The sequence below is a fragment of the Pontibacillus sp. ABV4_188 genome, assembly GCF_056311905.1.
Genome location: NZ_CM149975.1, coordinates 3,986,222 through 4,001,048, shown reverse-complemented (window position 1 = coordinate 4,001,048; position 14,827 = coordinate 3,986,222). Strand labels below are relative to the sequence as shown.

Genomic DNA, 14,827 nt, shown 5'->3' with positions numbered 1-14,827 from the left:
AAAGGAGTGATTAGCATGAATGTGTTAATGATTGGGTCAGAATGTACACCTTTTATAAAGTCAGGAGGATTAGCCGACGTACTAGGCTCCTTGCCGCAAGCGTTGAAAGACCAAGGAGCTGATGTGCGGGTTGTGTTACCAAAATATCAGGAGATGAAAGCCGAGTGGAAAGATCAGCTAACCCTGTTGGATACACTCACGATTCCGCTAGGATGGCGTCAGCAGTATGCAGGGATAGAGTACTTAGAATATGAAGGAATTCCTATCTATTTTATTGATAATGAGTATTACTTCAAACGTTCTAATTTATATGGATATGAGGATGAAGCGGAGCGTTTTGTTTTCTTTAATCGAGCTGTAATGGAAATGGTCCGTACCCTGGAGTGGAAGCCGGAAGTTCTTCATTGCCATGATTGGCAAACGGGATTAATTCCGCTCTTTTTACACACACACTACAAAGAAGATCCTGTATTTGAGGGTATGAAAACTGTTTTCACGATCCATAATCTTAAGTATCAAGGTATTTTTCCTCAATCCGTTCTTCACGACTTAATGGATCTGGATGAACGTTTAATGACGGTCGATGGTATCGAGTTCTTTGGAAACATTAGCTTCATGAAGGGAGCTCTAAATTTCTCTGACACGATCACAACGGTTAGTGAAACTTATGCCGAGGAGATTCAAACACCTTATTATGGGGAAAACCTAGATGAAGTACTTCGCAAACATTCTCACCGACTTACTGGCATTGTCAATGGCATTAACCTCCAAGACTATAACCCTATGAAAGATGAATCACTTGCTTTCCCGTATCGTAGTTCATTAATAAAGAAAGCTCAAAATAAAATGTGGCTTCAAGAGAAGCTGGGACTTCCGGTTGATCAAACGATTCCAGTGATTGGGATTGTTTCTCGTCTAGTCGAGCAAAAAGGATTTGATCTTATTGGAAGAATCTTAGATGAATTGTTGGAACAAGCTGATGTTCAAATCGTGCTGTTAGGAACAGGAGAACAATATTATGAACAAATGTTCCAGTGGTTTGAACATAAGTATCCAGACAAGATATCAGCTAACATTACATTTAGTGAATCGTTGTCTCGACAAGTGTATGCTGGGAGTGACCTCTTCTTGATGCCATCTCGTTTCGAGCCATGTGGCATTGGGCAGTTGTTAGCCCTTCGTTACTTAACGGTACCGATTGTTAGGGAAACAGGTGGTCTTGTAGACACTGTTCATCCATTTAACGAGGTTACAGGTGAAGGGAATGGGTTCAGCTTCACAAACTTTAATGCACACGATATGTTATTTACCATCCGTCGCGCCATTGACATTTATCATGATCAAGCAACGTGGAAAGGTTTAATTAAGAACGTCATGAAAAGCCAATATTCCTGGGAGAATTCTGCGAAGCAATACATGGACTTATATCAATCGATGCTAAAAATTTATGCCTGACGCATCAGAATGGAGGATCCCAGTATGTTCAGCAGTAAAGAAGAGTTTAAAGAGGTATTTGTTAAGAACCTAGAGTCTGAAACTGGCAAAACAAAGGATCAGGCAACAGAACAAGATGCATATCGTGCTTTGAGCCATTTGGTACGCGAAAGGCTCCTTAAGAAATGGAAGGAGACGGAGCTATCCTATCAAGCCTCTGGTGAAAAGCAAGTCTATTATTTCTCTATGGAGTTCCTTATGGGGCGTTTACTAGGGAACAACTTACTTAACATGGGTGTATTAAACGTAGTAGAGGAAGGGCTAGTGGACCTTGGTCTAACATTGCCTATCCTAGAAGAAAAAGAAGCAGACGCCGGACTTGGAAATGGTGGACTCGGTCGGTTAGCAGCTTGTTTTCTAGATTCATTAGCCTCTCTCGGATTGGCTGGACATGGAGTTGGACTCCGTTATCGAAATGGTATGTTTACACAAAGATTTGTAAACGGACAACAAGTCGAACTTCCTGATCATTGGTTGCAAGACGGGTATATGTGGGAAGTAAGGCGTGATGAAGCAGCAGTAGAAGTGCAATTTGGTGGAGAAATTGAGTCATATGAAGATAAAGATGGAGATCTCCATTTTACTTATAAAAACAGCCAAAGCATCCGAGCGGTTCCTTATGATCTTCCTGTAGTAGGATACGAGGAAAAGTCGGTGAACACGCTTCGTTTGTGGAGTGCGGAGCCTTCAGAAGAAGATTTGTTAAAGAAGGCTCAAATCGAACAAGCACACGGAAACTTTATTGGTCATCAACATGATTTAGAAGAAATCACTTCATTCCTTTATCCTGACGATTCTTATGAAGAGGGGAAGAAATTGCGCTTAAAGCAAGAATACTTCCTCGTCTCTGCTGGGTTACAAAGTATTGTAGCTCAATTTGAAGAATCAGATCTTCCTTGGACGGACTTCAGTGAGAGAGTTGCCTTGCATATAAATGATACCCATCCTGCATTAATTGTGCCGGAACTGATGAGGATCCTTATGGATGTTAAGGGGTTAGGGTGGGAAGAAGCATGGTCCATCACCCAATCTTCTGTTTCTTATACAAATCATACCACTCTAAGTGAAGCACTTGAAACGTGGCCAGTTGATGTCATACGTACATTAGTACCAAGGATCTTTATGATTATTGAAGAGATCAATGAGCGTTTTTGTCAATCATTATGGGAACAAGACCCAGGAGACTTCGATCGAATTGCTCAACTTGCTATTATTGCAGATGGGACCGTCAAAATGGCCCATTTATCCATGGTTGGGAGTCATAGTATTAATGGCGTCGCTCGTCTTCATACAGAAATTTTAAAGAAACGTGAAATGAAGGCCTTTTATGAGGCATTTCCAGAGCGTTTTAAAAATAAAACGAATGGAATCACACACCGCAGGTGGTTGCTTCACGCGAACCCGTCTCTTTCTGAACTCATTACCAATACGGTAGGAGAAGAATGGAAACGCCAACCGAGTCGGATGAAAGAGCTATTAGCATACCGCGAAGATGGGGCTTTTTTAGATGAATTGCATGGGATCAAACAGCAGAACAAGGTCAATCTAGCTCAATGGATTGAGAAGGATCAGGGGATTGCAATAAATCCGGATTCCATTTTTGACGTTCATATTAAGCGACTTCATGGATACAAGCGTCAATTACTAAATGCTCTTCATATTATGCATTTATATAACGAACTAAAAGCAAATCCTTCAAAAGAAGTGACGCCAAGGACATTTATTTTTGGAGCGAAGGCAGCTCCGGGGTACTATTTTGCTAAAAAAGTTATAAAACTAATTAATACCATTGCTGAAGTGGTGAACCATGATCCTGATACGAAAGATACGATCAAAGTCGTCTTTATGGAAGACTACTCCGTATCGATAGCTGAAAAGATTATACCTGCAACAAACGTTAGTGAGCAAATCTCTACGGCTAGCAAAGAGGCTTCTGGCACAGGGAATATGAAGCTTATGATGAATGGTGCTCTTACGCTTGGTACGATGGACGGAGCGAATGTAGAGATTCATGAAGCGGTTGGGAACGATGCCATTTATACCTTCGGCCTTAGCTCTGAAGAAGTACTCAGCTATTACCAAACAGGAATTTACGATGCCATGGAGATGTATAACCATGACAAACGGATTCGCCGGGTTGTGGACCAACTTTATCACTATAGTCCATTCTCAAAAGGAGATACGACGTTCCATGAGCTGTATCATGCTTTAATCACACATAACGACGAGTACTTCTTATTAAAAGATTTCAATAGCTATGTGGCGGCTCAAGAAGAGCTTAGCCATGATTACTTGAATCAACGAAAGTGGAATGAGATGAGTTTACTGAATATTGCTCATTCCGGTGCGTTTTCAAGTGACTATACCATTCAGAACTACGCAGATGATATATGGAAGATCAGTAAAGCAAAAATGCTGAATGGATAGGTTCTGGGGGAGGGAGTCCAGGTGAAGCATTTGGATATATTTCATAACAGTTTTGATACACTCTATCGTGATCCTTTTGGTGCAGCGCCAAAAGGATCACATGTAAAGTTAAGTATTGATGTTCATCACCGCCAACACGTATCAAAAGTGAGTCTTCACTATATTTATGATCAAACGAATGAAGAACAGGTGACGGAAATGGACTTATATAGTGAGGAACATCAGTATAGTGGGTTTGAAGTAACCATTACAATGCCTGAAGAGCCTCAGCTAGTGTGGTATTACTTTGAAATTGAAACAGAAGACCAATCTTTATATTACGGACGTAAAAGTGCCGAAGAAAGTGGAGAAGGTATGGTGTATGGGGAGAATCCCCCATCTTGGCAAATCACCGTTTATGACCCCTCCTACCAAACACCAGACTGGTGGAAAAACGCTACTATGTATCAAATATTTCCGGATCGATTTTATGCCTCTGGAGATATTGAAATGGCGAGAGCCCCTAAAACAAGCCTTGTCCATGCCCACTGGGATAATGACCCTTATTATATTCGTAACGATAGAAGAGAGGTTGTGAGGTGGGATTTCTTTGGAGGAAATCTAAGGGGAATCCTCAATAAACTGGACTATATTGAATCTCTCGGTGTGACGGTACTGTACTTGAATCCGATTTTTGAAGCGGAAAGTAACCATCGCTATGACACAGGAGATTATCATAAAATTGATCCTCTCTTAGGGACGAAAGAAGATTTTGAAGAGTTGATTCGAGAGGGGAAAGCTCGAGGTATTGAAATTATGCTCGATGGCGTATTCAGTCATACAGGAAGCAACAGCATCTATTTTAATCAGCGTGGAGAATATGATTCAGTTGGAGCCTATCAATCTAAGGAATCCCCTTATTATTCTTGGTATACGTTTCACCAGTATCCAGATGAATATGATGCCTGGTGGGGAGTGGGAACGTTACCAACTCTAAATAAAGAAGATAAGAGTTATCAGGATTTTCTTGTTCATGATAAAGAAAGTGTCATTAGAACGTGGCAACGATCAGGAATGAATCATTGGCGTTTAGATGTAGCTGATGAGTTAACGGATGACCTAATCCGTATGATCTATCAAGAGTTAAAAACTCATCAACCAGACAGTGTTCTTTTAGGAGAAGTGTGGGAGGATGCATCGAACAAAACGGCTTATGGAAAGCGGCGAGATTATTTTCTTGGAGGCGTCCTGGACTCTGTTATGAATTATCCTTTACGAGCACTGATGCTCGGTTTTATTCGTGGTGAGATAGACGCCATCACACTGCACACACGTCTTGTTACATTGCGGGAGCATTATCCAAAAGAATACTTTTATGCTGTGATGAACATGCTCTCAAGCCATGATGTAGAACGGATAAAGACCTTATTAGAAGAAGCGTTACCAGGACCTTCAGGTGATGAGAAGCATGCTTTAATCGTTAAACAGCTTAAAGCTTTAAGCTTATGGCTCTACGCATTTCCAGGAGTGCCCTCATTGTATTATGGTGACGAAGCAGGTTTGACTGGAGGCGAAGATCCGGATAACCGAAAACCCTATCCATGGGGGCGAGAAGATCAAGATCTCTTGAACTGGTACAAAATGATGGGATCTGTTAGACGTGAACACCAAGCTCTTCGAACAGGGGATTGGATTTCAAATGCCCCGGATCCGGACGTCTATACGTTTGTTCGCTCAATTGAAAATGGAGTAGATGCGTTTGGAACCGAAGCATCAGATGAAGAGATGATGTTTGTTTTTAACCGAAATATAAACGAAGCTAAATCCATAAACCTTCCTGCTAAAAAGGGAAAATGGCAGGATATGATCCATAAATCTGTATATAAAACGAAAGGGAATACATTATCCCTCACCCTTTCATCTAGCGAATGTATGCTGCTGAGACGTTTGCATTGATTTCATCTCTGTTTTAACACAATAAGTTAGAAAGCTTTCTTTTAATCGTTCAATATAAAAACGACCAGGAGCGAGTTCTGGTCGTTTTTATATGTTTATTGTCACTAATTCATTGAGGGGGAGTTAGACTATTCTTCAAAGTAAAGTCTATACTGTTCCATTGCCTCTATGAGAGACATAGCTACACGCCCGTCTCGCATGGTTGTCGTTTCTGCTGTAACGAGTGCATTAAGTATGGCTTCCTCTGTCGCTTCCCCAACCGCTCTGAAAGCGGGATTCAAATCTTCTTCGTGTACAGAAGGAATGGATAGAGGTACGTCTGGTTTTTCATGGGGGATTTTCGTGGCTGTGGAAAATCCAATGGCAATATCCCCGCTCCCGTGAGCAATGGTTGAGCCAGTTCTGGCTAGACCAGTACTCGTTCGTTTAATAAGTCTATGTAACTGACGGTCTGTAACTGGGAGATCAGTAGCGACAATAATCATAATCGATCCTCGATCAGGTTCACTTAGAGAATGGCTCAGGTGGTCATGTATGGATTGTCCAACGGGGGTGCCACTCACGTTCAAATCCTCCAATTGACCAAAATTAGCTAAAACGAGTACGCCTATTGTATAGGTTCCATGGGTGAGGTGTATGAGGCGGGAAGAAGTCCCAATACCACCTTTTAATCCATAACAGACCATCCCACGACCTGCTCCAATTGCTCCTTCCTTGAATGTGGCAGATGCTTTGTTAATGGCTTCATAAACATGTTCACTTGTAACCGCTGGTTCTCGTATGTGGTTAATGAGCATGTCATTACATTCCCCTACCACAGGATTCACAGTGCCCGTTGTTCGACCAATCGCTTTGTTGTGCTCTAAGATGTATTTTGTCAGCCCCTCAGTAGCTGCCCCGACACTTAATGTGTTCGTTAATAAGATAGGAGTCTCGAGGGTCCCTAACTCGTTTAATTGGACAGTTCCTACTGTTTTGCCAAACCCGTTAAGGACATAAGAAGATGCGATTAGTTTCTCTTGAAACGTGTTTCCCTGGTGCGGCATTATCGCCGTTACACCTGTTTTCCACTCTTGATCATCGATGGTGGCATGGCCCACCGTAACCCCGGCTACATCTGTTATACTATTGTTCTTCCCCGCTAGTAAACGACCTATTTTTACTCCGTAATCACGTATCCTTTTTTTATGATGCAAAGAATCACTTCCTTTATCATGCTTTCCTTTCCCCTTCTTCATTACTTATTAAAATCCTTTATTTCAATTTTTACGATGGAAAATAATTTGTTTAGCTACTACAGCCAGTTCAATTTTACTCAACGCCTCACAATGAGCTTCTTTCATGTTTTCTTCTGTTGAGGTAGGAGGTGTAAACAAAGGTGAAGCAAGTTCCCAATGAGTAAACCAATCATCTGGAGAAGATGGGGAATGGTTTATTATTTCCCAGGCTATGTTTAAAGGTGGGCTGTATATACGATTAGCTCCTTTTCGTATTCGGCAGCGTTCAAGTTTAATGGAAAGTTTTCCTGGAGGTGATTCCCGAACGGTATGAAAAAGATGTGGCCAATAGTCCTTCCTTGAGCCAGTATGAGGGTGCCTCTTTGCCCATTGAACAATGAATGGTAAACGTCTGTGATTGGAGAAAAGGTTTGCATATAGCTTTTTACCAAATTCGATACGATTAGATAAGGATCCAAATTGGTGAACGGTATGTCCACTGAAACTAAGGTTGTTCTTATAGGCATATGGAAATAAGATTTGTGTTAAACCAAGCCATTCTTGTATTTTAAAATCTAATGTATCTAAAACGGCCTGTTTAAAAAAGGGGTTATGAATCACCCTTTTCTCGATATAGTGTTGTTCATTCATAATAAGTGCAGTAGATAAGGTGGAGCGGTCTTGTTTATCTAAAAAATAGTTCCAGACCGGTTCCATAAATCGGGATACGTTAAAGTGTGATAGTAAATGGAATAAGGACTGATTGTGTTGGAGGCTGTAGTGATAGAGAAGGAGCTGAGGAAATGCATCTTGGAAGATTAGCCAATTTGCTCGTTCTAAAAGCCTGAAGTAGTTCTTTTGTTCTTTCTCTGAAAGAAGTTTAGACAACCATTCTCCCTTTAGGTCGGTCATACTCCAACCACCGTTTCTGGAAACGAGATGAGCTAATAATGCCCACTCTATTTCGGGGTAGGTGTTATAAAATGAAAGATACTTATTCGTTCTAGTGATATTCGATTCATTGTAAATGTGAGTAGTTCGGGTAATATCTTCTACAATACCTTGTTCAAATGCTGTTAAAGGTGGAACAGAATTGTGTAGCAGATCGTCTTTGATTGTCTTCGTTTTAAGCATACTCATCAATTCCTTATTAGAGTCTTCGGGTTGTTTTTTCCATAGTGCAAACAAAGAGATCTCCCCCCTATAAACAGTTGCTATTCCATATGTATGGCGATATTTAAAAAACATGATTAAAACTAGTTTGTGAGCCAAATATACTAGTTGGTAGTCGAAAGTAGGATTTACAACACATCTATATTTTGGTTTAATATGGATAACTTTATAGCTTCGCTCCTGCTCTAGTAATAGATTCAGATCACGTATTACTAGTTTTTATTCCACTTTTATGCAAGCGCTTTCATGCCATTTGCATAAACCTATTTTTGTCACTGTCTTAATCCTGTAGGTAGTAAAAGAGAAGGGTCGCTTTATGCGAAAGCGATTGCACAAGGGCGCCGTTATAAGGAAATTCGTTCATGGGGAAGGGGAGGCTTTATGAAGAAAGCTTTCAGATTAGGGGTTGTAGCGGTTTTGCTTCTAAGTATGGCATTAACACCAGGTGTTACATATGCTGTGACAGATGAAAAAGGTCATTGGAGTGAATCGGAAATTGATCTATGGAAGCCAGAAGGAAATAAACTATTGGTAACGCGCGCTGAGTTCTACCATATCTTGAATAACACCTTTCAATTTACTCGCATGGAAGAAGTTCCTTTCAAAGATGTAAAAGGAGGGTGGGTCGAACGTGCAGTGGCAAAGGCAATGGCAGCTGGATATGTATCGGATACATCGAGGCCTTCTATTCGTCCGCAACAACCCATTTCAAGAGGAGAGTTTGTTGAAGTGATGGCTACTGTTCTCGAAATGGATACAGAGGGAAAAGGAAAGCATGTCACGTTTAAAGATAGAAAACAAATGGACTCTGAAACTCTAAATGCGGTTGGAGCGATGGTTGAAGCCGGATATATGAAAGGATATAACAAGAACAAGTTTCATCAAAATAAGAAGATTGAACGATCTCAAATGGCTGATATACGTAACCAGATCTTCGAAGTAGTAGCTAACAAGCCGGGGACGTATTCAGGAAAAACCATTCATGGAAACGCTTTGATTGCCACAAATGAGCTATCTTTAACAAATATAGTCGTTGAAGGTAATCTCTATCTCGCTCAAGGAGTTACTGTTCCTGAAGGGTTAGAGGTAGAGGGAGATATCATTCTGGTGGGGCCAGGGGATTATGAAGAACCATCAGAAGTACCTGAAGGCACACTTCGTATACACTATCAGAATGGTCAAGCATCGTATGAAGATTTAGGTGTATGGGTATGGAATGATGTTGATTCACCGACAGAAAATTGGCCTAAAGGAGCTTTTTCTTTTGAAGGAACAGATGAATACGGCGCATATGTCGATATTAAATTAAAAGAAAATGCACAAAATGTTGGTTTCTTGGTCGTAAATCGGGTAAGTGGAGAGAAACAGCTAGAAGACCGCAGCGTACAACTTACAACGCCCGATAAGAATGAAGTATGGGTGCAACAAGGAGGAAAAAAGGTGCTCCCTTATGAACCGGTAGAACTTGAAGAAAATGAGGTACGCATTCATTACGTTCGAGAAGATGAGATGTATGACAATTTAGGCGTTTGGATTTGGGAAGATGTTAAAGAGCCAAGTGAAGATTGGCCCGTGGGTGCCTTATCATTTGATGGAGTGGATGAGTACGGTGCCTACGTTGACGTTACTTTGAAAGAAGATGCTGAAAAACTAGGTTTCCTTGTACTAGATAAGGAAAGTGGAGAAAAAGAGGCGGGAGATAAGGTGTTCTCCTTACTTGATCAATATAATCGCCTTTGGATAAAGGAAGGGGATAATACGGTTTATACCTCTCCTTATTGGGAAACCCCAACAGGACTTGTATCAGCTGAGGTACTCTCACAAGAGAAGCTTCTGTTACGTTATACAATGACGAAGGGGCTAACAGAAAATCAGTTACAAGAAGCGATAACTGTAGTTGATAAGGAAGGTAAGGACGTACCGGTAGAAGGGGTTACAGTCGTTGATGAGACAACCGTAGAACTAAACGTTTCCATTACACCTGACATGGCGCCATTCGAAGTTACGTATGCTGGACGTACGGTTTCAGCAGATGTTGGTTGGCGAATGATTGATGAGCTTTATTCCTATGATGGGAATGACCTTGGTGCATCGTATCACGAAGGGGATGCCACATTGAAGCTCTGGGCACCAACAGCCAGTAACGTCGTGGCAACGTTCTATGATAAAGAGAACTGGGATGAATCAATTGGTCAGCTGCCTCTTACAAAAGGAGAAAAAGGCGTCTGGAAGGTAGATGCAAAAGCATCTGATTTAGGGGTAGAAGACCTTAGAGGTTACTATTACCAATATGAGGTTACGAACAATGGAGAAACGAAAACCGTTTTGGACCCATATGCCAAGTCCATGGCTCCATTCACCGTAGATACGAAAGGAGAAGCAGGACCGGACGGAGACAAGACAGGAAAAGCCGCTATTGTTGATTTAAGTCAGACAAACCCCGAGAACTTCAACCACGCAGATATTCCGGGATTCAAGAAGCGAGAAGATGCAGTGATATGGGAAGTTCATGTAAGAGACTTCACGTCTGACCCGTCCATTTCAGATGAGTTAGACAATCAGTGGGGCACATTTAATTCCTTCAGTGAAAAGTTAGAGTATGTAAAGTCATTAGGTGTCACACACATTCAAATCTTACCCGTAATGGCTTGGTACTACGGGGATGAAACAGCAATGGATGAGCGTGAGCTCGACTATTCTGCAGCGAACAATTCATATAACTGGGGATATGATCCTCATAGCTACTTTTCACCTGATGGAGCTTATTCTGAAAACCCTGCAGACCCAGAACAAAGAGTGAAAGAGCTAAAGCAGATGATCCATGAAATTCACGAAGCAGACATGGGTGTCGTATTAGATGTTGTATACACCCATATGGCAAAGTCCGACTTTCTCAACGATATTGTTCCAGGCTATTATTTCTATCAGGATAGCGATGGGAACTTTATTGGAGGGTTTGGGAACAATTTAGCAGCGAATCATAAGATGGCTGAGAAGCTAATGGTTGATTCTGTGAAATACTGGTTTGATGAATATAAAATCGATGGCATGCGATTTGATATGATGGGCGATGCCTTTAATGAATCCATCCAGAATGCTTATAATGCAGCGGCAGAGATTAATCCTGATGCCCTCTTCATTGGTGAAGGATGGAGAACCTTTGGTGGTGCGAAGGCAGAGCCGGCTTTAGAAGGGAAAGGCGCGGACCAGGATTGGATGGATGATACAAATGACGTTGGCGTTTTCTCAGATGAGATGCGTAACGAATTGAAGTCAGGATTCGGTTCAGAAGGAGAGCCGCGCTTTATCACAGGTGGTGCTCGCTCGATCGATACAATCTTTAACAATATCAAAGGGCAGCCATCCAATACACCTGCGGATGATCCGGGGGATATGGTGCAATATATAGCAGCCCACGACAACTTGCCTCTTTATGACGTTATTGCCCAGTCTATTCAAAAGGACCCAAGCGTTCCGGAAAATCATGAAGAGATTCATAAGCGTATTCGTTTAGGGAATACGATGGTGTTAACATCACAAGGCACAGCGTTCCTTCATGCCGGCCAAGAGTATGGAAGAACAAAACAGTGGCTTGGAGAAGGAGTACCTGAACAGAAGTATCACGAGCTTACAGATGAAGAGGGGAACTCGTTTGGATACTTTATCCATGATTCCTATGATTCATCTGATGCCATTAATATGTTTAACTGGGCTAAAGCTACAAATGAAGAGGAGTACCCAGTGAGTACAACAACAAAAGAATTTACGGCTGGATTAGTTAAATTGCGTCAGTCTTCAAACGCTTTTCGATTAGGTGAAATGGAACTGGTGAATGAAAATGTAACAAGAATTGCTGCACCTGAAATCCAGGATGAAGATTTAGTTGTGGCATACAAAGCTCAATCAACAGATGGAACTGGATCCTACTATGTGTTTGTAAATGCAGATAGTGAGACTCGTAACCTTACGTTAGATACAGACTTAACGAAAGGCACAGTTCTTGTCGACAACAATGAAGCCGGAACTCAAAAAGTACAGAACCCGAGTGGGTTTACATTAACAAGTGATTCCATAACGATAGACCCATTAACGTCTGTTATTGTAAAAGTAGATGAATAAAAGAGAAAGCCAGCACTATACCAGGTGTTGGCTTTCTTTTATTGAGAATATAAAAAAATAGGAGGAATATGGTACGATAGTAGTAATAAAGTTTGTGATTCGATAAAGAAGGATGGTTTGTCAGATGAAATGTAAAATGAATAATTTTAAATCTGAACGTGGAATCACATTAATCGAGATTATTGCCTCTATTGCAATCCTGTCCATTATCATTCTTGCCTTTCTACCCATGTTTACCCAAACCATGAAAACTTCATCCATTTCCACAGACGTATTAGATGCTACTTATTTAGCTCAATCTAAAATGGAAGAAGTCTACCACTTAAGTACTGCCTATCCATTTGAAGAAGCGAAGAGCCAAGTGAAAAATATGAAACTAGTAAAAACAGAAGGTCCCTGGTACCACTATGCACAAACTGTAAATGATTTTTATGTTTACCTCTCGATTAAAGAGCCTCAAAACGAGTTATCAAACGTTTTAGTGAAAGTATATAATGATGCGGCAAAATCCAAATTAGAAGCTCAAATGGAAACGATCTATAGGTGGGAGAACTGATATGATTACGTCACTTAGAAATGAAAAGGGTGTAACATTAGTTGAGTTATTAGCGGTCTTAGCACTCTTGGGAATCGTCATTCTCTTAATAAGTAATGCTCATATGTTTGGACAGAAGCAATTTGTTAGTCAGTCAGCTCAAATTGAAAATGAATCGAATGTTCGGTACGCCATGAATGTTATTACGAAAGAAGTGAGGAGAGCTGAAATGGTTACTGTATTGGCGGATACCCTCCAAACAAATTCCAGTACGTTTGAACTTAGAGGAAACAATCTATATAAGGATGGGTCTGTACTGATTGAAGGGGTTGAAAAATTTTCAGTTCAAGAAAACGATGGAAAAATTACAATCACGATAAAGAGTATTCCAAATGAATTTGAGAAGGTTGCTACACTTTCAACCGATCTTTATATAAGGGAGTAATCGTATGAAGAACAAGAATAGGTTGAATGAACAAGGGATGGCCCTACCTATTGTCCTTATGGTATTCGTTGTATTATCTGTTTTAGGCCTCGGTTTAATGGGGATTGTGTTAAATAATACAAAAATGACGTCTGGTGAGCGTAATTATCAGGCTTCCTTTTACATAGCTGAAGCAGGTATTACGCAGAAGATGAAAAAGGTAGAGGACCGAATTACTTATTATTATAAAAACACAGACAAGGTAGATCGATTTTACAACCAATTAGAAAGTGATCTTATTCAATCGACTTCATTTGACTCTTTCGAAAAAGTGTTTGATGAGCAACCAGAAGCTAATATAACCATACAAAAAGTGAATAATGAAAACCCAAGAACTTACCGTATCCTCTCGGAAGGAGTAATTGGGCAGCGCTCAAGGACTGTAGAAAAACTATTTTATGTGAATTGGCAGGAAAAAGGTGGTTTGTCTATTCCGAGTGATATGGCAGTGTTTACGGAAACTACTATTTCACTTAAAGGGGGCGCAACGATCAAAGGGAATGTAGGTACAAATTCAGATTCTGCTGGTACGGTATCTTTTAGTGGGGGGACCTCAGTTAATGGAGATATTTATGTTCCAAAAGGGGCAGAAAATAGAGCCATAGATGCCAAGGATTACATGAATATACCACCACCCATACCTATGGAAGAGCCCGTCCCATTTGAATTACCGCCGTTTCCTACCTATCCTCAATATCCAGTTTATCCTGATGAGAGAATTGGGAACCAGCACAATAAACATGACGTTATAAAAGACGGTAAGTTAAGGATAGACAATTGGTTGGCAGATGGCTATACGCTTGATCTAAAGGAAAGTTCCACTTTTTCAGAAGTGACACTCGGTAGTAATTACACGTTGAATATTGATGTTGGGAATAAGGACAAATCCCTTGTGGTCGGGCACCTTAATGTCCGTAACGGTCATATCAATATTAAAGGTTCGGGAAAGTTAACGATCTATGTACAAGATGAGATATCTATGGGGTCTGGGAGTACCATTAATCAAGGTGGTGCCATTAGCCAGTTAAATGTGTATTTAAAAGATTCTCATAAAGCAAGAAGAGTAAAACTTGCGGGGAGTCAAAAAATCTATGGATCTCTATATGCTGAGACGGCAGATATAGAAATTACTGGAGGCGGTGGCTTCCAGGGGCATATTTTTACTGGTGGAGACCGGATGAAAATAACAGGAGGTGCAAGAACGTATTCCTCTATTTTATATGCTCCGAATGCAAGTTTTACTATTGCAGGGGGTGGGGAGGTTTATGGCACAGTTCTATCCTCTTCCTTCAATGCAAGCGGTGGAGCTTATGTAGAGTACAAGGAAGCGGACCTTTCTGATATCCCATTTACACCGAGCGGTGGGGGAGATGTACCTGAAGATCTTATCATTTCAGAGCCGCTAAGAGAGTCAAATTAGAAAAGGAGCTTGTAAATGAACAA

At 40.9% G+C, this 14,827-nt stretch carries 9 protein-coding genes; 7 read left to right on the top strand and 2 right to left on the bottom strand.

The features are described 5' to 3' along the window. Positions 1 to 15 precede the first annotated feature (15 nt). From glgA to ACYX4O_RS19955, 3 genes are read left to right on the top strand one after another with little or no spacing between them, the layout of a single operon-like run. Positions 16 to 1,455 carry a glycogen synthase GlgA gene (glgA, locus tag ACYX4O_RS19965; RefSeq protein ID WP_476353490.1) on the top strand — a complete coding sequence of 480 codons (1,440 nt, stop codon included), beginning with the start codon at positions 16 to 18 and terminating at the stop codon, positions 1,453 to 1,455. A 24-nt stretch (positions 1,456 to 1,479) separates the two neighbouring features. Then, positions 1,480 to 3,921 carry a glycogen/starch/alpha-glucan phosphorylase gene (locus ACYX4O_RS19960; protein WP_476353488.1) on the top strand — a complete coding sequence of 814 codons (2,442 nt, stop codon included), beginning with the start codon at positions 1,480 to 1,482 and terminating at the stop codon, positions 3,919 to 3,921. A 21-nt stretch (positions 3,922 to 3,942) separates the two neighbouring features. Continuing rightward, entirely contained in the window at positions 3,943 to 5,856 is a 1,914-nt protein-coding gene (locus ACYX4O_RS19955; RefSeq protein ID WP_476353487.1) for a glycoside hydrolase family 13 protein, read from the top strand. Between the two features lie 128 nt (positions 5,857 to 5,984). Here ACYX4O_RS19955 and ACYX4O_RS19950 read toward each other — a convergent pair whose 3' ends face one another. Further along, a complete protein-coding gene (locus ACYX4O_RS19950) occupies positions 5,985 to 7,094 on the bottom strand; it encodes a DmpA family aminopeptidase (RefSeq protein WP_476353485.1) in 1,110 nt (369 codons plus the stop codon). Between the two features lie 21 nt (positions 7,095 to 7,115). Further along, a complete protein-coding gene (locus tag ACYX4O_RS19945; protein ID WP_476353483.1) occupies positions 7,116 to 8,261 on the bottom strand; it encodes a DUF2515 family protein in 1,146 nt (381 codons plus the stop codon). Between the two features lie 366 nt (positions 8,262 to 8,627). On the opposite strand from ACYX4O_RS19945, the gene ACYX4O_RS19940 reads away from it, so the two are divergent. From ACYX4O_RS19940 to ACYX4O_RS19925, 4 genes are all read left to right on the top strand, one after another. Beyond that, positions 8,628 to 12,365 (top strand): pullulanase, encoded by a 3,738-nt coding sequence (locus ACYX4O_RS19940; protein WP_476353481.1) that lies wholly within the window; start codon positions 8,628 to 8,630, stop codon positions 12,363 to 12,365. 136 nt (positions 12,366 to 12,501) lie between these two features. Beyond that, on the top strand, positions 12,502 to 12,921 hold the full coding sequence (locus tag ACYX4O_RS19935; RefSeq protein WP_476353479.1) for a prepilin-type N-terminal cleavage/methylation domain-containing protein: 420 nt from the start codon (positions 12,502 to 12,504) through the stop codon (positions 12,919 to 12,921). 1 nt (position 12,922) lies between these two features. Then, entirely contained in the window at positions 12,923 to 13,345 is a 423-nt protein-coding gene (locus tag ACYX4O_RS19930) for a prepilin-type N-terminal cleavage/methylation domain-containing protein (protein WP_476353477.1), read from the top strand. A 4-nt stretch (positions 13,346 to 13,349) separates the two neighbouring features. Beyond that, positions 13,350 to 14,804: a DUF7305 domain-containing protein gene (locus ACYX4O_RS19925; protein ID WP_476353475.1), complete on the top strand. Its 1,455-nt coding sequence runs from the start codon at positions 13,350 to 13,352 to the stop codon at positions 14,802 to 14,804. The last annotated feature ends 23 nt before the right edge of the window (positions 14,805 to 14,827 follow it).